Source organism: Maribacter aquimarinus (genome assembly GCF_047345505.1).
Lineage (GTDB): Bacteria > Bacteroidota > Bacteroidia > Flavobacteriales > Flavobacteriaceae > Maribacter.
Map to the genome: position 1 here is coordinate 22,106 of NZ_JBLFEO010000009.1, position 21,206 is coordinate 43,311.

Below are 21,206 nucleotides of genomic sequence, written 5' to 3' on the forward strand. Positions count from 1 at the left end.
ATCCTAAACAGATAACATAATGTCAATGAAGTGGATACCGTTATATGCTTCTGTACTGGTTTTGATTTTGGTGCTGGCTTGTGCTGTTGAGCCTCGGGATTTGCCTTATCCAAAAATAGAGAACGTTCAACAGGTGGAATCAAGTTTTGGCATTACCTATGTCAACGTTTTTTTGAATTTAGAGGACTATAGAAACAAGGATGTAGTCCAATGGTTCAATACCCAAGATAGCCTGGCCGAGTTCTATTTTAGTTCAGATATGGCATTTCAAAACTATCGCGAACGAATAAGGAAATATGAAAATACAGGCAGTGGCAATGTAAGTGACCTTAAATACGACGAGAGGTTTTCTACGTACTTTTTAAAGGATACGTTGACATCCAGATCCTTGTACAAGTTGAATAACCGAACAGGTGCGGAAGAATTGCTCTTTGATCCAGGAGAACGGGCAACCACAGAAGAGGCTATCATCTTTTATAAACCTTCTTATGACGGCAAACATATTGCCCTGGCCTTGGGTAAAGACTCGGATTTTTTTCAAACCATTGTCATATACAACGTAGCCTCAAAAAAGACAGTGGCATCTGTCCGGGCACAAGTAAAGCCAAAGTTGGCGGGGGGCATTGTGTGGTCACCGGATAGCAAATCCATCCTGTTCATCGCATATCCTAACCAATCGGACGATGACAAAACGGATGAGAGCTTTATGGCGCGTTACGATTTGGACAATCCTGACGGTGAGATTACCGCCATCCTCCAGGACGGTGATTTGGAAACGCCCATAAATGAGGAGTTTTTCATAATGCCCAAAGTAAGATCGGAGAAGGACAATTATATTTTCGCATACATCGCCAATGCCAACGATCATTGGGATTGTTATTATATCACCAAACAAGAGTTCAGCAAAAGAAATTATCGGTGGAAAAAATTGTTCGATGACGATGATCGGGTACTTTATGATTATGGCACGGAAAGAAATCATCTGTTCTTTTACAAGCGGGTCAGGGACGATAGAATTCAGTTGTCCCAAATGGATTTGAGAGACCAGCATCTTCCTGTAAAGGTGCTGTACGAAGGGGAAGAAGAAGACCAATTGGCCAATTTTAAAGTTGTTCGTGATGCTGTTTTTTTTACGGTGAGCAAGAATGGTATACAGGAGCAACTATTTAAGATAAATCCCAACGCCCATATCCTTCCCATCCCATTGCCCAAAACCCCGGGGGAAATCACTATGAAATATCGGTCCCCTTATATGGATGAACTTTACCTTCAATTGAACGGCTGGACCATCAATTATGAGAATTACAAAGTGTTATCAGATGATTCCGTTGTAAAGCAGTCCTTTCCGATACGGAGCGACTACCCAGAATTTGCCAACATCGTCAGTCAAGTGATTGAAGTGCCTTCCCACGACGGCACCCTTGTACCTGTTAGCATTGTCCATCAAAAGGATTTTGAAAAGAATAAAGGAAACAAAGCCATACTTTCAGTTTATGGTGCCTACGGCATATCTGAAACGCCGTGGTTTCACGAACCCATATTGGATTTTGTCAATCAGGGCAACGTTTATGGGATAGCCCATGTTAGGGGTGGCGGAGAAAAAGGTCCGGAATGGCATGATCAGGGCAGAATGCTCAATAAGCCAAATTCGTGGAAAGACCTGAATCATGCCGCCAGGTACCTTATCGACCATGAATGGGTGCATCCCAAAAAAATAGGGCTCAATGCCAACAGTGCCGGGGCCATTGCGGCCGCGATGGCGGTGAACACCGAGCCCGGGCTGTATGGAGCGCTCACCCTTTTCAACGGAGCAGTCAATGATATTAGATCGGAAAGCATACCAGGGTTCGATACAACGGATAATATGTACGAATTTGGTTCAGGTACTGATAGTATAGGGTTAAGGAGCTTGGTGCAATTGGATCCCGTAGTAAATTTTAATGCAGATGTATCTTACCCGAGCACCCTGCTCATTATGGGATACGAGGACTATATGGTACCTCCGTCAGCAAACGGTAAATTTATGGCTCTAATTCAAACAGCCACTAAAAAGCAGGATAGGTCTTATTTGTTGGATGTCAACTTTGAGTTGGAACACGAGATAGATTGGTACGCTGATTATGCGAAAGCTTTTTTTTTTATGGACAAAGAGTTGGAGCGGCAACCTCAATAATCGGCATCTTCCATTGCCCTGGTAAAATTCTGTAGCATCCGATTTAGAAACACAGATCGATCCTTTTTTCTGTTTTTGATAGCTCCGTAGGTGTCATAAATATCAAAGGGCGGTAGTTGAAAGCATTTGGCCAAAACCTGTGCGATCACCTTCACGGGAATTTCTTTTTCTCCAAATGTGCCACTATGATAGAGGCCATAGACCAATTCGGTAAAGGAAACTTTTGAACCCTTCCATTTGAGTCTGGCGATCTCGTTCGTATCTCCCAGTTTGAGTTGTTCCAGTTCTTTTTCATAGAATTTTAGAAGAAGTTCATTTGCCCGTATCCGGCTCAAAAGCAAGTCGTGCACCGTGTGGCGGCCAGGGTCAAGAATCACATCAATGCCCTGTGGCCCATTTATTGCCGCGCCACCGCTGCAGGTGAAATATAGATGGTCCAGGTGGTAGGCACCCATATTGAGATAGCGTTGAAAATTGAGGTTCTTACGCAAAAATGCTCTCGAATCCTTTCGTTTGCTCTTTATATAGGATTTTTGAAAGTTGGTGTCCGCTGGGGGATAATGAGCCTGATATTCGCGCAGGGCCCAATAGTAAAAAAGCTGGGACTGAGCTTCCTGCTTCACAATCTTGAAGTAGTTGATCTCATCCTCAATTGAGCAATTTTGTTTTGCCAGAAAAGCTTGCTCCAGCCCGCTTAGCGTGTTGCGGCAAAAATCAATGGCCTTACCAAATGCTATCATCTTTACAGCCTCCTGCTCTACTATTTCCTTTAGTTCATTCTGAAAGTCCAAACCAAAATGGATTATAAGTTCTAAGCTAAAGGTGGGAATATCTTGGATGTTTTTTTTAAAGCGGTTTACGGGATTTATAAAAGATATGGTTGATATGGAAATTGAAGCAAGTTTACAGCCCTCGGGAGATATACTTTACTTCATCTCCAGTTTTTGCCTCAGGACGTTCATATCCTCGCTCACTTTTTGTTCCAGTACGCGAGCATAGATTTGTGTGGTGGCTAGTTTTGTGTGCCCCAATAATTTTGATACGGTCTCTATGGGCACTCCGTTGGTCAGTGTCACCGTAGTGGCAAAAGTGTGTCTGGCCATATGAAAGGTTAGATTTTTCTTTATACCAACTGCATCCGCAATTTCCTTGAGGTATAAGTTGACTTTTTCATTGGTGATAACCGGAAGTAGTGTTCCAGAAACAATTGTCACAGGATGCTCAGTATATTTTTCAATTATAACACGAGCTTTCTCCAGCAAAGGTATTTTTATGGGTGTTTTGGTTTTCTGTCGTTTTGTTGATATCCATACATTTCCATCAATGCCCAAAACAATATTTTCCCTAACGAGTTTTATAATATCTGCATAACTTATGCCTGTGTAACAACTGAAAACAAATAAATCTCTTACCCGATCTAGTCGTTCTAAAAGGAACTTATAGGTTTCAATATTGGATAGTTCATTGGAATTTAAGAATTCACGTCGTTTAGCTTCAAAAGTAGGCTTCCATCTGATGAAAGGGTCTTTTTCCACCCATTCCAAATGATAGGCCAAGGTTATTATTTTTCGAAATCGCTGGAGATGTTTCATCACTGTATTATGCCCCATAGCCTTTGGATGACCTTTTGGATAGTAATCAATCAAAAAGGTCTCAAAATCTGAGATGAACTTGTAGTCGAGCTCCTTGAGGTAAATGTCGGTTGTCTTATGCTTTTGTTTTAGAAATCTTTTAATGTAGTTTTCAGAAACGCTAAAGTTTCTAATAGTTCCTTGGGTCAGTGTATGTTTAATTTTACCATTGTGATATGTTAGTATATCCTTTAGGGTTTTAGAGCTCTCATCTTCTCCAATGTAAATGGATTTAATAAGTTGAGCAGTTATAAATTTCCCTGAATATTTTAGCTTTTGATAAATGCCAAACAAATTGGCCTGGACCGAGTTTATATGATTGTTGATTTCTCTTGCGGTTGCAGAGTTTCCCCTAGCTTTTTTTGCGCTGTTATCCCAATTTTTAATGTCGATTTTTCTCTTCAGACCAATGTTGGTACGTTTTCCATTTGCAGTAATTCTTGCATATAGTTCTGCTTGACCAGCAATGATACGAGATTTGTTTATCCAGAATAGGATTGTGAATGTGTGGGATGTCTTCATAGTTGTCATCTTTAAGGTTAAAAAATTAAGATGAAAGTCAAATCAACTATGGTTTGTGTTTTTAGTCATTCGTCAACACTGTTGACGATTAAAACATCTGTTGACGATTAGTTGACGTTTAAAACCAAATCAAATCAATTAAAATTATGGCCTAAAAACAACGAAACCCTGCAAATCATAGATTTTGCAAGGTTTTGTATTCATTTGGAGTTTCCTCCCAGTGACCTCGACAGGATTCAAACCTGTAACCTTCTGAGCCGTAATCAGATGCGCTATTCAGTTGCGCCACGAGGCCGTAATGTTGAAAGTTTAAACGCACTTTCCAGCGTTGTTTTTCAGTGACCTCGACAGTCCCGACGCTTCGGGAAAACCTGTAACCTACCCGACAGTAACGTCGGGATGCGCTGTTCTCCCGAGTATTCGGGAGCGCCACGAGGCCGTAATGTTGAAAGTTTAAACGCACTTTCCAGCGTTGTTTTTTCTGGACGCCCCAAGGAGTGCTCAAGGTCGTTCAAACGGGCTGCAAATATATTTCTTTTTACATTTACCACAAAATTATGTGATGCCAATTCCCACCGATTTTAATGCCTATATCAAGGACGTTGCCAATTTTCCCAAGCCCGGAGTGGTATTTAAGGACATTAGTCCGCTGTTGCAAGACGGCCCGGCCCTAAGGGCGGCCATTCTGGCCCTGAAGGATTTGGTTAACGGTGCGCAAATAGACAAAGTGGTGGGAATGGAGAGCCGGGGCTTTATTCTCGGCCCTGCGCTGGCCCTGGAACTGCGGGCCGGTTTTGTACCGGTGAGAAAGGCGGGCAAACTGCCGCGAAAAACCATTAGGCGCTCCTTTGCCCTGGAATACGGGGAAGATGTCCTGGAGCTGCACCAAGATGCCATACAGGAGGGAGACCGGATCTTGATCCACGATGATGTGCTGGCCACAGGGGGCACGGCCCGGGCCGTACAGCAGATGGTGCAGGAGTTGGGCGGCAAGATCGTACAGTTCAATTTCTTGATCGAGCTTCAGTTCTTAAAGGGCATTGAACAATTGCCCCAGCAGCAGGTGGCGGCCCTCTTGAAGTATTGAACCCATAAAAGGGCGGAGGTGCAGCATCCTTTACCGGTCAAGCTTCCAAGGCGCGGGTGGTCACAAAATAGCGCCAACCAATGATGGCCATTTGCCATTTGCTGGCCTTGGCCAGATCCAGCCGTTGCCGGGTAAAGGAGGGCAGGAGCACTTTGTTCAACTTGGCCAAAATTTTAAAAAAGGAGGTTTTCACGGTGCGTTGTTTGGTGGTTTTCTGGGCGATATGCCGCAAGGGACATGCGCATCCGGCGATATCAGATCATAAATGAAGTGCGTATGTAAAGGGCACACAAGACCGGTTGTGCTCACATCATCCGCATCAGGAACATCACGATCAGCGATAAGAGAATTTTTAGGAGTTCTACCATGGCTAGGGTTCTTAAGTTGCTTGGTCCTTGACCGTTGAACTGTGGCAAGGTAAAGGGATTTTCTTACAATACCAAGGGGCCAAAGGTTATTTGGAAGCGTTCTGTACAAGGTTCGCTAGGTCACGGTATTTCAGCGTCAGCCCATAAGGGCTTGCATCCTTTTAAGAATTCATCGCTTGGGTGGCCCATAATACCATTTAGTTCCCATCGTTGCCATATATTTGCCCAAACTTTTTTTCATGCAGGATTTTCTCTTTGTGGTCGCGGGCCTGGTGCTGCTCATTGGTGGTGGCAATTGGTTGTTAAAGGCGGCGGTGGACCTTTCCCTTAAGCTAAGCATTCCCCGGATCGTCATTGGCATGACGGTGGTGTCCTTTGCCACTTCGGCTCCGGAACTCATTGTGAGTGTCAATGCGGCCTTGGACGGTTTTCCGGACTTGGCCTTTGGCAATGTGGTGGGGTCCAACATTGCCAATCTAGGCTTGGTCTTGGCCATTACGGTCATCTTGGCCCCCATAGACGTGCGCAAAAGTTTCTATACCACAGATTGGCCGGTGATGATGCTGGCCTCTTTTATCTTCTTTTTCTTTATCTTTTTTGATGGGGTCTTGGAGCAACATGAGGGCATTATCATGGTGGCCGTGCTCTTTGCGTTCCTCGTGTACCTTCTTCGCTTTCAAAAACAAGCGGTGGAAGGGCCGGAAGATGATTACCCCATTTCCTTGCCCCTGTACCAGACCGTGTTGTTCTTGGGGCTGGGCGGGGTGGCGCTTTGGGGCGGCTCCGAACTCCTGATCAAGGGGGCCGTGGGCATGGCCACGGCATTCGGGGTCAGTGAGCGGGTCATTGCCATTACCATTGTTTCCGTGGGCACGAGCATTCCGGAGCTCGCGGCATCCGTCATTGCCGTGATCAAAAAGGAAAAGGCCATTTCCCTGGGCAATCTCATTGGTTCCAACATCTTCAACTTGTTGGCGGTGCTGGGCATTACCTCGATCATTACCCCGATCCAGGTCGTGGACCAGGGCCTGCTGGGCAATGATATCTTTTGGATGCTTGCCATCTCCTTTCTCATACTGCCCTTGGTCTTCATTCCCAAGGGCCTCCGTCTCGGTTGGCGGGACGGGGTGGTACTGTTGGCCGTTTACGTCGCTTTTGTGTATCTTACCATTACATAGCAATGGTATGGGATGAGAAATCTCTTTTTGCTTTTTTTTATGTCGATGGCCTTGTGGCCGGGGCAGGCCCTTTGGGCGCAGGAGCAAGAGTTTCTGCAGGGCAAGGTCTTGGACAAGAACACCGGGGAGCCCGTGGTCTTTGCCACCGTGCGCATCAACGGAAAGGCCAAGGGGGTCATCACCAATATGGACGGGGGCTTTAGACTGCCGCAGGCCTATAGGGAAGCTGGCGATTCCATCACCGTGAGCTCCATGGGCTACCGTTCCCAGGAGTACGCCCTGCGCCAACTTTCGGCCACGGAGCCCAATTTGCTTTATCTCGGCCCAGGGGTGCTCTCTTTGCAGGAAGCCGTGGTGAAGGGGAAAAAGAAAAGGCCACTTGGCCCCGTGAAAATTGTGCGGCGGGCCATTAAGAACATTATGCAGAACTACCCCGTGGAGGAGTTTGCCAGCATTGGCTACTACCGGGACTACCAGATGCACAAGGGGCAATATCTAAACCTCAATGAGGCGCTCTTGGAAGTTTGGGACCGTGGGTTTGCCAGTATGGACACCACCGGCACCAGGGTGCGCATCTATGACTACCGGCCCAATGATTCTTTTGCAAAAGATGAGAACGCCAGAGCGGAGTACGATTATGGAAATTACACGAAGATCATTGAAAATGCCTACTTGCCCAGTTACGGGGGCAATGAGTTCACCATTTTGCGCATTCATGACGCCCTGCGCAATTACAACGTAAATTCCTTTAGTTTTGTGAATGAGTTTCAATATGATTTTATTGGTAACCATACCTTTACCAAAGAGGCCGATGTGTTCTTGGGCGATGAAAGGTGCTATGCCATAAGCTTTAAGGGCTACAATAGTCCCAGGCACAGGGTCAAGGGCATGATCTACATTTCCAGGAAAGACTTCGCCATTCATAAAATGGCCTATGCGGTGTACAATCGGCAGAAAAAATTGCCTTCGGGGCAGGTGGACAAGGACGGGATGGGCATAGAGGCTGTTTTTGAAGTGGTGGTGGAGTACCTGCGCCAAGACGGTCGTATGTTTCCCAACTTCATTTCCTTCAACAATCATTTTAAAGTGGTGAAATCGGCTAGATTTGTCATGGAAAGGGTGACCATAGACCCCTTTCAAGGGTCTTTTCTGTTGTATTTTACGCAAGCGGTCGATCTGGATTCGGCCTCCAAAGAACGCAATTATAAGATTCGTTTTATGGGCAAGCGCCTGCGGTTCAGGGAAATTGAGGTAGTGGAAAATACCGTGCGTCTCCAAGTGGGTCGCGGCCATAAGGAGTTCAATGATTTTCTGGCCAAGCTCAGGGCTTTTCCGTCCCAAGAGAAGCTGCTAATGGAAAACTTGGTGGTCCGTGTGGAGAATATTATGAACATGGATGGCTCCGAAGAGGTGAACAAGCCGTTCACGGAAAATTATCTCCAGTTCCGGGAGTTTTTTGTGCAAGAGACCAAAAGCAACTCCTCGCCCGATCAGGGCATTCCCTTTATGGATAAGTATCGTCCCATCTTTAAGGACCAGCCCATGTCCAAGCCCAACAATTTCAACGAATATTGGATGAACACCCCCTTGCGGAAGGTGTCCGATCTCTGAGGGGGTGATCTATCAAGCAGTACATGGTCGGGAATTTACCGGGGAACGTCATCCTTAAGGTACGCGGGCCATAGGGTTCTTGTGAGTCCCCCCTCCCTGTTGGAAGTGAGCCAAAAAAGTTCAATTGGTTTTTGTTCTTCGAGAAAGAAACATCGGGAGCGGTATGGCTTTGGTCAATTTTCAATTGGAACATGACGTTATGGGGAGCATGTTCCAAAGTTTTCCTGACACGGTACCAAAAAAAAGCCGCCCCAACGATTGTGGGGGCGGTTTTTTAAAAAGGCTGCTCGTTCTGGCAGCGGTATGTGGTCCTTGTTTTTACAACTTGGCACTTTTTACGGTCTTGATGATCCTACCGGCCACCTTGTACGGATCGGCGTTGGAAGCGGGTCTTCTGTCTTCCAGCCATCCTTTCCAGCCACGTTCCACGGCCAGGATGGGGATGCGCAAAGAGGCGCCCCGATCGGAAACCCCGTAACTGAAATCTTCAATGGAGGCCGTTTCGTGAAGGCCGGTAAGGCGTTCGTCATTGAATTCGCCATAAACCTCTATGTGCCTTTCCGTCACGGGCCTAAAGGCCTCACAGATCTTCATGAAGGTGTCCTTGTCCCCGCAGGTCCTCAGGGTGGTGTTGGAGAAGTTGGCGTGCATCCCGGATCCGTTCCAGTCGCCCTTAACGGGTTTGGGGTGGTATTCAATGTAGTAATCGTATTTTTCGCACAGGCGGTCCAATAGGTACCGGGCGATCCAAATCTCGTCCCCTGCTTTTTTGGCCCCCTTGGCAAAAAGTTGAAACTCCCACTGTCCGCAGGCCACTTCTTGGTTGATGCCCTCAAAGTTGAGTCCTGCTTCCAGGCATAGATCGGCGTGCTCTTCCACGATTTCCCTGCCGTGGGTGTTTTTTCCGCCCACGGAGCAATAGTACATGCCCTGGGGTCCGGGATACCCGCCAATGGGGAAGCCCAAGGGAAGTTGGGTGTGCACGTCCATGATAAAGTATTCCTGTTCAAAACCGAACCAGAAGTCATTGTCGTCATCATCGATCTGCGCCCTGTGGTTGGTCTCGTGGTTGCTGCCGTCCGCGTTCAATACTTCGCACATGACCAAATAGCCATTTTCCCTGGCAGGATCCGGGTAGATGGCCACGGGCTTCAACAAACAATCGGACTCTTTGCCCTCTGCCTGCTTGGTAGAGCTTCCGTCAAAGGACCACAAAGGGCAATCTTCCAGTTTTCCACTGAAATTTTCTTCGATCTTGGTTTTGCTTCGCATGTTCTGTGTGGGATGGTAGCCATCCAACCAGATGTACTCCAATTTTGCTTTACTCATAATTAGGGTTCGTTATATTTTGATTAAAAAGACCCCCAAAAATATCTTTTTTCTGAAGAGTATGGTATAAATCAGGGGTAAAATCCACGAAAAATAAGTTTAATTGAATTCACCCCTAAAATTTATGGGGTATTTTGTGATAATTATAGTTTAAGGACGTAATTTTGTCAATTCCACACTAAAAAAGAACCACCATGGAAAACAACAGAACAGCCGCCCTGCGGGACAGCCAGGGCAGAACGCCCATAAGCGTCGTGGAATCCGGAAGACGCTCAGAAGTATTTGGGCGCCATGTGTTCAATGACAGGATGATGCTGCAGTACCTTACCGCAGATGCCCTTAAGAGCGTGCGCGCCGCCATAGATGCCAATAAAAAAATAGACCGCAAGATGGCCGATCAAGTGGCCGAGGCCATGAAGGCCTGGGCCATTTCCATGGGGGCCACCCACTACACCCATTGGTTCCAGCCCCTCACGGGGGCCACGGCCGAAAAGCACGATGCCTTTTTTGACCTGTTGCCAGACGGCACCGCCCTGGAGAAGTTTGGGGGCGGCCAATTGGTACAGCAAGAGCCCGATGCCTCCAGTTTTCCCAGCGGGGGGCTGCGCAACACCTTTGAAGCGCGTGGCTACACCGCATGGGACCCCACTTCGCCCGCCTTTGTCTATGGCACCACACTCTGCATCCCCACGGTCTTTGTGTCCTATACCGGTGAGGCCCTGGACAACAAGGCGCCCCTGTTGCGCGCCCTGCACGCCGTGGACCGGGCCGCCACCGAAGTGGCCCGGTATTTTGACAAGAACGTGAACAAGGTACAGGCCACCTTGGGCTGGGAGCAGGAATATTTTTTGGTGGACAAGGCCCTGCTCAATTCCCGGCCGGACCTCCTGTTGACCGGCCGTACCCTGGTGGGCCGCACCGCGGCCAAGGGACAGCAATTGGGAGATCATTATTTTGGGGTCATCCCAGAGCGCGCCCTGGCCTTTATGGGCGATCTGGAGAAGGAGTGCACCCAATTGGGCATTCCCGTAAAAACAAGGCACAACGAGGTGGCGCCCAACCAATTTGAGCTGGCACCGGTGTTTGAGGAAGCCAATCTGGCCGTGGACCACAACCTGCTGCTCATGGACATCATGCACAAAATAGCCAACAAGCACCATCTAAAGGTGCTCTTTCATGAAAAGCCCTTTGCCGGCATCAACGGCTCGGGCAAGCACAACAACTGGTCGCTCTGCACGGATGGCGGGGTAAACCTGCTGAGTCCCGGCAGCACCCCCATGAAGAACCTTCAGTTCCTCACCTTTTTCATCAACACCATAAAAGCGGTGAACACCTATGAGGCCCTATTAAACTCCGTTTCGGCATCGGCCAGCAATGAACACAGGATCGGGGCCAATGAGGCGCCGCCCGCCATTTTCTCGGTCTTTGTGGGTGCCCAGTTGAACCAGGTGCTGGATGAGTTGGAGGGGGTGAGCAAGGGAAAACTGTCCCCACAGGAAAAGACCCAGCTAAAACTGAACGTGGTGGGCAAGATCCCGGAAATCTTGTTGGACAATACCGATCGCAACCGTACCTCCCCGTTTGCCTTTACCGGAAACAAGTTTGAAATGCGGGGCATAGGGTCCAAAGCCAATTGTGCCAAGCCCATGACCGTGCTGAACACCATGGTGGCCAAGCAGCTCAAGGAGTTTAAAAAGGAGGTGGATGTCCTGATAAACAAAAAGAACCTAAAAAAGGACGAGGCCATTTTCAACGTGCTCCGGGAGTACATCAAGGACTCCAAAAGGATCCGTTTTGATGGCGATGGGTACAGTGCCGAGTGGAAGAACGAGGCCAAAAAACGCAAATTGAGCCATCCCACCAGCACGCCGGAGGCGCTGAGGAACATGGTTTCCAAAGAGGCCCTTTCCCTTTTTGCGGAAATGGACGTCATGAGCGAGACCGAGGTCATGGCCCGCTACAAGGTGGAACTGGACGACTATACGATGCGCCTGCAGATAGAGGGCCGGGTGTACAGTGAGCTCGTCTATGCCCATATCATCCCCGCGGCCATTGCCTACCAGAACCGATTGCTGGAAAACGTGGGCGGACTCAAGGAGGTCTATGGGGCGGCCCACAAATCGTTTTCGGAAGGACAGCTCACCATGATCGAGGACATTGCCGGGCATATCACCGAGCTAAAAAAGAACGTGGATGCCATGAACGACGCCCGTAAGAAATGCAACGGCATTGCGGACAGCAAGAAAAAGGCGGTGGCCTACGGTGAGGACGTTAAACCTTATTTTGAGGTGATTCGCCTCCACGCCGATAAACTGGAAAAATTGGTGGATGACCGCCTCTGGCCCCTGGCCAAGTACCGGGAGCTGCTCTTATTGAAGTAGCGAGGCATGGGCCGTTACATTTTTGGGCGGCCATGGCCTTGTCAATCCACCCAATCCGTTATTTTTGCCCACAAAACCCATCCTATGTCCTCATCCCACAGCAAACGGTACGATCAACGCGGGGTATCTGCCTCCAAGGAAGACGTGCACAAGGCCATAAAGAACGTGGACAAAGGCCTTTTTCCCAAGGCTTTTTGCAAAATTGTGCCGGACCATCTTACCGGGGACGAAGAGTTTTGCCTGGTCATGCATGCCGATGGCGCCGGGACCAAATCGTCCTTGGCCTATATGTACTGGAAGGAGACGGGCGATCTTTCCGTTTGGAAGGGCATTGCCCAAGATGCGCTGGTCATGAACCTGGACGATCTGATCTGTGTGGGCGCCACGGACAACATCATGCTGTCCAGCACCATTGGGCGCAACAAGAACAACATTCCGGGGGAAGTGATATCGGCCATCATCAACGGTACCGAAGAATTGATCGCCGATCTGGGCAAGCACGGCATTACCATCCACTCCACCGGTGGGGAGACCGCGGACGTGGGCGATTTGGTGCGCACCATTATCGTGGACAGTACCGTGACCGCCCGTTTAAGACGGAGCAAGGTCATAGACAATGCCAACATCAGGGCCGGGGACGTAATTGTGGGCCTGGCCTCTTTTGGCCAGGCCAGCTACGAGACCGCCTACAACGGCGGTATGGGCAGCAATGGCCTCACCTCTGCCCGCCATGACGTTTTCACCAAGGAATTGGCGGCACGCTTTCCGGAAAGCTATGATGCCCAAGTGCCCGAGGACCTCGTTTACTCGGGGGCAATGAAACTGACCGATGCCGTAGAGGGCTCCCCGCTGGATGCCGGAAAACTGGTGCTTTCGCCCACCCGTACCTATGCCCCCATCGTAAAGGCCATATTGGAGCGCCACGGTCCCGAGCAGCTGCACGGAATGGTGCACTGCAGCGGTGGGGCGCAGACCAAGATCCTGCACTTTGTGGAGGGCCTGCACGTGATCAAGGACAATTTGTTCCCCGTACCACCGCTCTTTTCCATGATACAACAACAGTCCGGCACGGATTGGAAGGAAATGTACCAGGTCTTCAACTGTGGCCATAGGTTGGAGATCTACACGGATCGGAATACGGCCCAGGACCTGATGGCCATTTCGGAAGGTTTTGGCGTCCCTGCGCGGATCGTGGGAAGGGTAGAGGCCTCCACCGCCAAAAAACTCACCATAGAGAGCCATTATGGCACCTTTCTGTATTGAGCCATACTAAGGCCGCCGTGCTTGCGTTTGTATAAGAAACAAATGCTATGGAACGCAAAGAATTTCTAAAATCCCTGGGGGCGGGTGCGGCCTTTGCCCTTACCTTTCAGTGTCTTGGGGGCTGCTCCGGCGGCGATGATTCGGAGGGCAACGTGGTGGAGCAGCCGGACAATGTGGATTTTACCGTGGACCTGGACGATCCCAAGGCCAGTGCCCTGGCCAATAATGGGGGGTACATTTTGGTAAAGTCCACCGCCAACATCAGCTTTAACGATGTGGTGGTGGCCCGGAACCTGGAGGGCGATCTCATTGCCGCCACCACCGTCTGCAGCCACGAAAACTACGATCAGGTACGCTTTGTGCCCACGGAGGGCGGTATCTTTTTCTGCGATGTGCACGGCTCCAAGTTCGATCAGGGCGGGGCACCCTTGAACAGCGTGCAAAACACCACGGCCAAGCCCATTAAAGTTTACAATACCTCACTGGACGGCAATCTGCTGCGTATTTTTGAGTAGCTCCAGGGGGCTTTGACGTGCAATGCGCACGATCACGGCAAATGGTTGGCAAAAGGCCTGGTGGGGCACGCCATTTTTTTACCTTTTCCAACGCCATTTTTTAAGGTCGATGCCCACCTTGCGGGACCCCTGGAAAACAAATGGAAATTATCCATTTTCCCCTTGGTGGCATCCCGGACACTTCACAAAAAAATACTAACTTCGTGCCCCTAAGCGACCCAGGAGCATGATAGATAAACTGAACATAATTAAGCAGCGGTTTGATGAGGTGTCGGACCTGATCATTCAACCCGATGTGATCAGCGATCAAAAGCGCTATGTAACGCTCACCAAGGAGTACAAGGACCTCAAGGACCTGATGGTGAAGCGGGACGCCTATATGGAGCTTTCCCAGAATATAACCGAGGCCGAAGAGATCATTGCGGATGGCAGTGATGCCGAGATGGTGGAAATGGCCAAAATGCAGTTGGAAGAGGCCAAGGCCGGCCTACCGCCGCTGGAGGAGGAAATTAAGTTGTTGCTCATTCCCAAAGATCCCGAGGATGCCAAGGACGTGGTCATGGAGATCCGTGCCGGTACCGGTGGGGACGAGGCCAGCATCTTTGCCGGGGACCTCTTTAGGATGTACACCAAATATTGTGAGGGCAGGGGCTGGAAAACCAACGTCATAGACCTCAGTGAGGGCACGAGCGGCGGCTACAAGGAAATCCAGTTCGAGGTTTCCGGGGCAGACGTGTACGGCACCCTGAAGTTCGAGGCCGGGGTGCACCGCGTGCAGCGCGTGCCGCAAACCGAGACCCAAGGCCGCGTGCACACCAGTGCCGCCACGGTAATGGTCTTGCCGGAAGCAGAGGACTTTGATGTGCAGATCGATCCAAAGGATGTTCGCATAGATTTTTTCTGCTCTTCGGGTCCTGGAGGCCAGTCCGTGAACACCACCTATTCTGCCGTGCGCCTTACCCACGTGCCCACCGGACTGGTGGCGCAGTGCCAGGACCAAAAATCGCAGCACAAGAACAAGGAAAAGGCGTTTCGGGTGCTGCGTTCCAGACTGTACGACCTGGAATTGGCCAAAAAGCAAGAAGAGGATGCCGCCAAGCGAAACTCCCAAGTGAGCAGTGGGGATCGATCCGCCAAGATCCGCACCTACAACTACGCCCAGGGCAGGGTCACCGATCACCGCATAGGGCTCACCCTGTACGATCTGCAGAACATCATTAACGGCGATATCCAAAAGATCATCGATGAGCTGAGCCTGGTGGAAAACACCGAAAAGCTCAAAGAGGCCTCCGAAACATTCTAAACACTTATGAAGACAGCACAACTGGTGGCCCAGATACGCAAGAAACAATCTTTTTTGTGCGTGGGCCTGGACACTGACCTTGAAAAGATCCCGCCCCATCTGTTGCGGGAAGAAGACCCCATCTTTGCCTTCAACAAGGCCATTATAGACGCCACCCATGATCTTTGTGTGGCCTACAAGCCCAATATGGCCTTCTATGAAGCCTATGGCACCCAAGGTTGGAACGCTTTGCGCAAAACCATGGAATACCTCAATGCGCACTATCCGGAACAGTTCACCATTGCAGATGCCAAGAGGGGCGACATTGGCAATACCTCCTCGCGCTACGCCAAGGCTTTTTTTGAAGACCTCGCCTTCGATTCCATTACCGTGGCGCCCTATATGGGAAGGGACTCGGTGGAGCCTTTTTTGGCAGTGAAGGACAAACATACCATTTTACTGGCCCTGACCAGCAATGCCGGTGCTTTTGACTATCAGACCAAAGCGGTGAACGGGAACCAGCTGTACAAGGAGGTCATAAAGGTGTCCCAGGGGTATGCGGGTGCCGAGAACCTGATGTACGTGGTGGGCGCCACAAAAGCGGAATATCTGGGTGAGATAAGGAAGATGGTGCCCAAGGCGTTCCTGTTGGTGCCCGGTGTGGGCGCCCAAGGGGGAAGTTTGGAAGAGGTGTGCCGGTTTGGGTTGAATGGGGAGGTGGGACTGCTGGTCAATTCTTCAAGAGGCATTATCTATACCTCCAAAGAAGCCGACTTTACCGATGCCGCACGGAACAGTGCGCACAAACTGCAGCAAGAAATGCAGCAATTGCTAAAGCACGGTGGGCATTAGACCAAATTTTCCAGGGCCTTCTTGATCTTCTGGGCCTTGTTCTCAAAGAACTCACCCAATTGGGTGTTCTTCATCATCGATGCTTTTTCCAAGAACAATTGGTACTGGTGCTCCAAGAGGTGTACGGCGTCCGTTGTGGCCGCCAAAGGGGTTACACTGCCCACTCTACAATACTGCTTTTCCATAACACTGTTTTGTTTAACAAAGATACGTCGCAAATGGGGTTTTGGATGTTTGTCCAGGGCGCAATACAACTAAAATCTGGGTAATTTGACTTATTTTTAACACTACGGGTTTGGATGTCGTAAAATGGGCGCCCAAAAACACGATATTTTTTGGAATAGGGACCATTTTTGAAAAAGTTTCCATACCTTGCCTACTTGCTTTATGCCAATTCCCCTTCATACCTTGTTAAACTACAATAAATACCTTCACGAAACATCGTCCTCATGGGTCACTTTTGTGCACGGGGCCGGGGGCAGTTCTTCCATTTGGTACAAACAGATAAAGGAATTCAAGAAGCATTTTAACGTGTTGTTGCTAGATCTTCGGGGACACGGCGGTTCCAAGACCAACATTAAGGCAGCCTTTAGCGATCGCTACACCTTTGATTCCATTACCAACGACATTTTGGAGGTCATTGACCACGAAAAGGTGGCGCGTTCCCATTTCATAGGAATCTCTTTGGGTACCATCTTGATACGCAACCTGGCCGAAAAGCACCCGCACCGGGTGGAGAGCATGGTCATGGGCGGGGCCATTATGAAATTGAACCTAAGATCGCAGATCTTGATGAAGCTTGGGGTTTTCCTCAAGTCCGTGGTGCCCTACATCTGGCTCTACCGTTTTTTTGCCTTTGTGATCATGCCCAACAAGAACCACAAGGAGTCTCGCCTCCTTTTTGTGCGCGAGGCCAAGAAACTCTACCAAAAAGAGTTCATTCGTTGGTTTAAGCTCACTTCGGAGATCAACCCCCTGCTGCGCTTCTTTCGCACGGCAGACATCAAGATACCCACCCTGTATGTCATGGGCGAGGAAGACTACCTCTTTTTGCCAAGCATACGCAAAGTGGCCAGCGCACACAGCCTTTCGGAGCTTTTTGTGGTGGCAGATTGCGGCCACGTGGTAAACGTGGAGCAGCCCTTGTTGTTCAATGAAACCGTCATTGCCTATCTAAACGGTATGGAACGGCGTCAACTGCCCTAGTCCTTTTTCCCTGCTTCCCCGCCGCCTCCAACGGGCTCGTCCGTTCTGTTACCCAGATGGAGGGATTGCCTCCCCGGAGTTTTTCCGTACTTGCTGCATCAAACGGACAAAACGTTGTATCTTAAACCCGGATTATGCATTGGACTTTTGTAATGAGGGTGCAAAGGCCAATAAAATCAAGACTTTTGCGATTGAGGCACCCGCCTGAATGACAGGGTCGGGCAGGTAGCCACCGCTATGGTGATTGAGCAAAAGTCAGCGCAGCGATTGATTTTGCAGGTATTTGTGACCGTAATAGAACTTCTATTGCTTAATCTGGGTTAAACCCAGCTAAAGTATTGGAGGTTGGTACCAAGGGTGCAGGATAAAATCAACACTTTTGGGGTATAAGTTGTTGATGGACAATGGTATGGGGCGAATATTGGCGCGGCGATCGGTTTTGCAGGGAGTGCAGCCGTATTGGGATTTTTAAGGCTGGGTCTGGACCAAAGGCCTTTAATGGGTGGCCCAAGGGTAACTTAGTGCCCCAGTGGAACATCAACCTAAAACAGTACCAATAATGAAAAAAGAAAGAAAAGGGTGCGGCGTTCCCGCGCCAAGAAGATCATGGTTAAAGAAAGCGGCCTTGGTGGGTTCCGCCGCGGTAACGGCGCCGTCCCTTTGGGCAGGGTCCACAGCTGCGGGGATGCGTAAGGTGAACACAAAACAGGCCATTCGCTTGGTGGTGAGCACCTATTCCTACTGGCATTTCCAAACCAAAAAGTATCCGGTGGAAAAGGTCATTGAGAATGCCGCCCGAATTGGTTTTGACGGGGTGGAAATCCTGCACCGCCAAATGGAAAACGAAACCGTGCCCTATATGAACAAGTTAAAGCGCATGGCCTTTGATCATGGGCTGGCCCTGCCCTTTCTGTCCATTCACCAAAACTTTGTGGAGCCGGATGCCGCCAAGCGGAAGGAACACATAAAGCATACCCTGCACTGTATGGACCTTGCCGTGCAAATGGGCATCCCCGCCATAAGGATGAACACCGGGAGCTGGCCGGGAAAACGACCCGAAAACTACTACAAGACCGGCATAAAGCCTCCGGTGCCGGGTTACACGGACCAAGATGCCATAAAATGGGTCATTGATAGTATGGAAACCTGTCTGGTGGCCGCGGAGCGGGCGGGCATCGCCCTTTGTCTTGAGAACCACTGGGGTCTTTCCAGTAATATTGATTATCTGGTGGAAATCTATGAGGCGCTGAAGGGATCACCCGCCATGGGCCTTAATTTGGATACTGGTAATTTTGTGGGCGATCCTTATCCTCAGCTGGAGCGTTTAATGCCCTACGCCAGCATCATACAGGCCAAAACATATTATGGCGGGGGAGAGGTTTACGACCTTGATCTGGACTACGACCGTATTGCAAAAATCATGCGGGACGCCAATTTTACCGGGTACGTTTCCCTAGAAATGGAAGGAAAAGAAGACCCCGATACGGCGGTGCCCAAAAGTTATGCCCTGTTGCGCAAGGCTTTTCAATGATTCTTACTTTTTTAAGTCAGCTTTTGTGCTTAGGGTGCGGCCTCCAATGAAATCAAGACTTTTGGGGTCTAAGTTGGTGATGGAAAAGGGTATGGGGCGAATATTGGCGCGGCGATCGGTTTTGCAGGGAGTGCAGCCGTATGGGAATTTTATGGCTTCACTTGGGTCCATTGGGCTGGATGCTGACCATAAAAAAACCGGTGCTCCCACCGGTTTTTCCTAAACTAAACTAACTAACTCAAAAACTACTAACTCAAAGAATGTAAAAAATTTGCTTTTTTGGCTCTTTGAAAGAATAACGTCGTGGTCCTTGAATTATTGTACTAGCGGCCAAAAAATCAATCTTGCAGGGCAAACACCCTTTTTAGAAGGTCCGTGGTCCTGGAAGCGGCCTTGTTGCGTATTTCACGTTCTTCCACGGCGATCATGGTGAACACACCGTCCAGCGCTTCCTGGGTAACGTAATCGGTGAGGTCGGGATTCACCTTATTGGTGAGCGGGATGCTGTTGTAGCGGTTTATGAGGTTGGCCCAGATCTTGTCTGCCCCCACTTTTGCAAAGGAAGACTCAATGACCGGGTTGAATTTGGCGTACAACTGGGTGCTGGTCTTTTCCGTGAGATAGGTGGTGGCCGCGTTGTCTGCCCCCAAAAGAATGGATTTTGCATCGGCAAAGTCCATCTCATTAACGGCATTGACAAAAATGGGCGTGGCCTCGGAGACCGCATCCTCGGCGGCCCGGTTCAGGACACGGAGGCCCTCATCGGCAAGGTTTCCCAGGCCAATGCCGCGCAGGGCCTTGTCCACCTTCTGCAGTTCTTCCGGAAGCATGATCTTAACGAGTTCGTTTTTAAAGAAGCCGCCCTCTTCGGTCAGTTTGGCCACTTGCTGTTCTATTCCCTTGTTCAGGGCCTGTTTTAGGCCGTTGGCAATTTGATCGTTGCCCAGCGCCGGGGCCGGGTCGGGCAGTTGGTTCACCACTTGCTGCAGTTCGGTGCAAGCGGTAGGGCCCAACAAAAGGCAAAATAGGAAGGTGGCCTTGAAAATGTTCATTTTGTTCATGGGTATGGGTGTTAAGAGAAAATAATGGTTTTGTTGTTGTGCACCATGGTCTTTCTGTCCAGATGCAGTTTAACGGCCCTGGAGAGCACTATTTTTTCCAGGTCCCTGCCCTTGGCAATAAAATGTTTTATGCTGTGGGCGTGGGTAACATAGGTAACGTCCTGTTCAATGATCGGGCCTTCGTCCAGGTCTTCGGTCACGTAGTGACTGGTGGCCCCAATGATCTTTACACCGCGTTCAAAGGCCGCGTGGTAAGGTTTGGCGCCGGCAAATGCCGGCAAAAAGGAATGGTGTATGTTTATGATCTTGTTGGGGTAGGCGTCAATGAGGTCTTTTCCAACGATCTGCATATAGCGGGCCAGCACCACAAAATCCACCTGGTGCTTTTTCAATAGGGCCAGATGCTCCCTTTCCGCCTCTTTTTTGTTCCACTTGCCCACGGGCACGTGGTAAAAAGGAATGTTGAACTGGTCTGCAATGGGTTTCAGGTCCGGGTGGTTGCTCAGGATAAAGGGAATGTGCGCCTTGAGCTCACGGGCGTAAAACCGGCTCAGCAGATCGTAGAGGCAATGGTTGTACTTGGAAACGAAGAGGGCCATCCTGGGCCAAACATCTTCCGTGTGCATGCTCCATTGTATGGCATATTGCTGCGCCACTTTTGCCGAAAATTGCCTTTTAAAGTCCTGGGGAACAAAGGTTTTTGGGTCAAACTCACTTTCCAGGCGCATAAAAAAGGCGTCAATGGACTTGTCCACGTGTTGGTCCAGGTAAACCACGTTGCCCTTGCTTTCCTTGATAAAGGTGGTCACGGAGCTAATGATTCCCCCACGATCGGCACAATGGATAAGGATAATGATCTTCAACGGTCTTTCTTTGGCCACAAAAATAAGGTTTAATTGAAGACCAACCGCTAGGGAACCTTCCCCGATCATTGCTTTTGTGGAGCCCTTGGGCCTGGTTGTCCTTTTTTCATGGTCCTGGGGAAGATGGGTGCCTCGCCCCGGGCGCAATGTAGGGGTAAATTGACCCAAGGGAAGGTGCGGACGTTCGCCATAAGGGGGCAACCCGAATGAGATCAAGGTTTTTGCGCTCGGGGCCTGGCCATCGCCACGGGGCTTGGGCCAATGGCGGCGCAGGGATTTGCAGCCATTATGGAATTTCTATTGCTTGATCTGGGTTCAAGGGCAACTGTTGGGTTCAGCGGGCATGCCCTTTT

18 protein-coding genes and 1 tRNA gene are annotated in these 21,206 nt (G+C 49.6%); 11 read left to right on the forward strand and 8 right to left on the reverse strand.

Features of this window, described 5'->3' with window-relative positions; translation table 11 throughout:
- Positions 1-19 precede the first annotated feature (19 nt).
- The gene (locus tag ACKWCC_RS08260; RefSeq protein ID WP_413995447.1) at positions 20-2,173 is read left to right on the forward strand and encodes a prolyl oligopeptidase family serine peptidase; all 2,154 of its coding nucleotides are present in this window, start codon (positions 20-22) and stop codon (positions 2,171-2,173) included.
- Here ACKWCC_RS08260 and ACKWCC_RS08265 read toward each other — a convergent pair.
- The 3 genes from ACKWCC_RS08265 to ACKWCC_RS08275 form a co-directional block, all read right to left on the reverse strand.
- The gene (locus tag ACKWCC_RS08265; RefSeq protein WP_413995448.1) at positions 2,167-2,964 is read right to left on the reverse strand and encodes an RteC domain-containing protein; all 798 of its coding nucleotides are present in this window, start codon (positions 2,962-2,964) and stop codon (positions 2,167-2,169) included. The genes ACKWCC_RS08260 and ACKWCC_RS08265 overlap by 7 nt on opposite strands.
- Before the next feature lie 135 nt (positions 2,965-3,099).
- Positions 3,100-4,326 (reverse strand): site-specific integrase, encoded by a 1,227-nt coding sequence (locus tag ACKWCC_RS08270; RefSeq protein WP_413995449.1) that lies wholly within the window; start codon positions 4,324-4,326, stop codon positions 3,100-3,102.
- Positions 4,327-4,547: 221 nt separating this feature from the next.
- Positions 4,548-4,621 (reverse strand) — tRNA-Arg (locus tag ACKWCC_RS08275).
- 267 nt (positions 4,622-4,888) lie between these two features.
- Between ACKWCC_RS08275 and ACKWCC_RS08280 the strand changes: the two genes are divergently transcribed.
- A complete protein-coding gene (locus ACKWCC_RS08280) occupies positions 4,889-5,413 on the forward strand; it encodes an adenine phosphoribosyltransferase (protein WP_413995450.1) in 525 nt (174 codons plus the stop codon).
- A gap of 37 nt (positions 5,414-5,450) precedes the next feature.
- On the opposite strand, the gene ACKWCC_RS08285 is transcribed toward ACKWCC_RS08280, so the two are convergent.
- Complete coding sequence (locus tag ACKWCC_RS08285) at positions 5,451-5,606, reverse strand: SsrA-binding protein (RefSeq protein ID WP_413995451.1); 156 nt, start codon at positions 5,604-5,606, stop codon at positions 5,451-5,453.
- Positions 5,607-6,020: 414 nt separating this feature from the next.
- Here ACKWCC_RS08285 and ACKWCC_RS08290 point away from each other — a divergent pair, with 414 nt between their 5' ends.
- Positions 6,021-6,959: a calcium/sodium antiporter gene (locus tag ACKWCC_RS08290; protein ID WP_413995452.1), complete on the forward strand. Its 939-nt coding sequence runs from the start codon at positions 6,021-6,023 to the stop codon at positions 6,957-6,959.
- A 12-nt stretch (positions 6,960-6,971) separates the two neighbouring features.
- Entirely contained in the window at positions 6,972-8,570 is a 1,599-nt protein-coding gene (locus tag ACKWCC_RS08295) for a carboxypeptidase-like regulatory domain-containing protein (RefSeq protein ID WP_413995453.1), read from the forward strand.
- A 318-nt stretch (positions 8,571-8,888) separates the two neighbouring features.
- Here the strand turns inward: ACKWCC_RS08295 and ACKWCC_RS08300 are convergent, their stop codons facing one another.
- Positions 8,889-9,899, reverse strand: a complete 1,011-nt coding sequence (locus ACKWCC_RS08300; RefSeq protein WP_413995454.1) for a glutamine synthetase beta-grasp domain-containing protein — start codon at positions 9,897-9,899, stop codon at positions 8,889-8,891.
- Positions 9,900-10,093: 194 nt separating this feature from the next.
- Between ACKWCC_RS08300 and ACKWCC_RS08305 the strand changes: the two genes are divergently transcribed.
- The 5 genes from ACKWCC_RS08305 to pyrF all read left to right on the forward strand — a co-directional run bounded on the left by ACKWCC_RS08305 (position 10,094) and on the right by pyrF (position 16,192).
- Positions 10,094-12,280, forward strand: coding sequence for a glutamine synthetase III family protein (locus tag ACKWCC_RS08305; RefSeq protein ID WP_413995455.1), 2,187 nt, complete (start codon positions 10,094-10,096; stop codon positions 12,278-12,280).
- Between the two features lie 84 nt (positions 12,281-12,364).
- The gene (locus ACKWCC_RS08310; RefSeq protein ID WP_413995456.1) at positions 12,365-13,543 is read left to right on the forward strand and encodes an AIR synthase related protein; all 1,179 of its coding nucleotides are present in this window, start codon (positions 12,365-12,367) and stop codon (positions 13,541-13,543) included.
- Between the two features lie 47 nt (positions 13,544-13,590).
- Positions 13,591-14,058 (forward strand): QcrA and Rieske domain-containing protein, encoded by a 468-nt coding sequence (locus ACKWCC_RS08315; RefSeq protein ID WP_413995457.1) that lies wholly within the window; start codon positions 13,591-13,593, stop codon positions 14,056-14,058.
- Positions 14,059-14,284: 226 nt separating this feature from the next.
- On the forward strand, positions 14,285-15,361 hold the full coding sequence (prfA, locus tag ACKWCC_RS08320; protein ID WP_413995458.1) for a peptide chain release factor 1: 1,077 nt from the start codon (positions 14,285-14,287) through the stop codon (positions 15,359-15,361).
- Positions 15,362-15,367: 6 nt separating this feature from the next.
- Positions 15,368-16,192, forward strand: a complete 825-nt coding sequence (gene pyrF, locus ACKWCC_RS08325) for an orotidine-5'-phosphate decarboxylase (RefSeq protein WP_413995459.1) — start codon at positions 15,368-15,370, stop codon at positions 16,190-16,192.
- On the opposite strand, the gene ACKWCC_RS08330 is transcribed toward pyrF, so the two are convergent.
- On the reverse strand, positions 16,189-16,377 hold the full coding sequence (locus ACKWCC_RS08330) for a hypothetical protein (RefSeq protein ID WP_413995460.1): 189 nt from the start codon (positions 16,375-16,377) through the stop codon (positions 16,189-16,191). The two genes, pyrF and ACKWCC_RS08330, sit on opposite strands and share 4 nt — an antisense overlap.
- A 223-nt stretch (positions 16,378-16,600) precedes the next feature.
- Between ACKWCC_RS08330 and ACKWCC_RS08335 the strand changes: the two genes are divergently transcribed.
- Together ACKWCC_RS08335 and ACKWCC_RS08340 are read left to right on the forward strand one after the other, a co-directional pair.
- Positions 16,601-17,398 (forward strand): alpha/beta fold hydrolase, encoded by a 798-nt coding sequence (locus ACKWCC_RS08335; protein ID WP_413995550.1) that lies wholly within the window; start codon positions 16,601-16,603, stop codon positions 17,396-17,398.
- A 559-nt stretch (positions 17,399-17,957) separates the two neighbouring features.
- The gene (locus ACKWCC_RS08340; RefSeq protein ID WP_413995461.1) at positions 17,958-18,929 is read left to right on the forward strand and encodes a sugar phosphate isomerase/epimerase family protein; all 972 of its coding nucleotides are present in this window, start codon (positions 17,958-17,960) and stop codon (positions 18,927-18,929) included.
- Positions 18,930-19,267: 338 nt separating this feature from the next.
- Here ACKWCC_RS08340 and ACKWCC_RS08345 read toward each other — a convergent pair whose 3' ends face one another.
- Both ACKWCC_RS08345 and purU read right to left on the reverse strand, forming a co-directional pair.
- Positions 19,268-19,981 carry a DUF4197 domain-containing protein gene (locus ACKWCC_RS08345; RefSeq protein WP_413995551.1) on the reverse strand — a complete coding sequence of 238 codons (714 nt, stop codon included), beginning with the start codon at positions 19,979-19,981 and terminating at the stop codon, positions 19,268-19,270.
- Positions 19,982-20,001: 20 nt separating this feature from the next.
- Entirely contained in the window at positions 20,002-20,853 is an 852-nt protein-coding gene (gene purU, locus ACKWCC_RS08350) for a formyltetrahydrofolate deformylase (RefSeq protein WP_413995552.1), read from the reverse strand.
- Positions 20,854-21,206 lie beyond the last annotated feature (353 nt).

What these genes read in the sequence shown, in the direction of transcription:
- ACKWCC_RS08300 (WP_413995454.1), bottom strand. Translation starts at nt 9,899, where the DNA reads ATGAGTAAAGCAAAATTGGAGTACATCTGGTTGGATGGCTACCATCCC.
- ACKWCC_RS08290 (WP_413995452.1), top strand. Translation starts at nt 6,021, where the DNA reads ATGCAGGATTTTCTCTTTGTGGTCGCGGGCCTGGTGCTGCTCATTGGT.
- ACKWCC_RS08310 (WP_413995456.1), top strand. Translation starts at nt 12,365, where the DNA reads ATGTCCTCATCCCACAGCAAACGGTACGATCAACGCGGGGTATCTGCC.
- pyrF (WP_413995459.1), top strand. Translation starts at nt 15,368, where the DNA reads ATGAAGACAGCACAACTGGTGGCCCAGATACGCAAGAAACAATCTTTT.
- ACKWCC_RS08340 (WP_413995461.1), top strand. Translation starts at nt 17,958, where the DNA reads ATGAAAAAAGAAAGAAAAGGGTGCGGCGTTCCCGCGCCAAGAAGATCA.
- ACKWCC_RS08295 (WP_413995453.1), top strand. Translation starts at nt 6,972, where the DNA reads ATGAGAAATCTCTTTTTGCTTTTTTTTATGTCGATGGCCTTGTGGCCG.
- ACKWCC_RS08270 (WP_413995449.1), bottom strand. Translation starts at nt 4,326, where the DNA reads ATGAAGACATCCCACACATTCACAATCCTATTCTGGATAAACAAATCT.
- ACKWCC_RS08260 (WP_413995447.1), top strand. Translation starts at nt 20, where the DNA reads ATGTCAATGAAGTGGATACCGTTATATGCTTCTGTACTGGTTTTGATT.
- prfA (WP_413995458.1), top strand. Translation starts at nt 14,285, where the DNA reads ATGATAGATAAACTGAACATAATTAAGCAGCGGTTTGATGAGGTGTCG.
- ACKWCC_RS08345 (WP_413995551.1), bottom strand. Translation starts at nt 19,981, where the DNA reads ATGAACATTTTCAAGGCCACCTTCCTATTTTGCCTTTTGTTGGGCCCT.
- ACKWCC_RS08305 (WP_413995455.1), top strand. Translation starts at nt 10,094, where the DNA reads ATGGAAAACAACAGAACAGCCGCCCTGCGGGACAGCCAGGGCAGAACG.
- ACKWCC_RS08315 (WP_413995457.1), top strand. Translation starts at nt 13,591, where the DNA reads ATGGAACGCAAAGAATTTCTAAAATCCCTGGGGGCGGGTGCGGCCTTT.
- ACKWCC_RS08330 (WP_413995460.1), bottom strand. Translation starts at nt 16,377, where the DNA reads ATGGAAAAGCAGTATTGTAGAGTGGGCAGTGTAACCCCTTTGGCGGCC.
- ACKWCC_RS08280 (WP_413995450.1), top strand. Translation starts at nt 4,889, where the DNA reads ATGCCAATTCCCACCGATTTTAATGCCTATATCAAGGACGTTGCCAAT.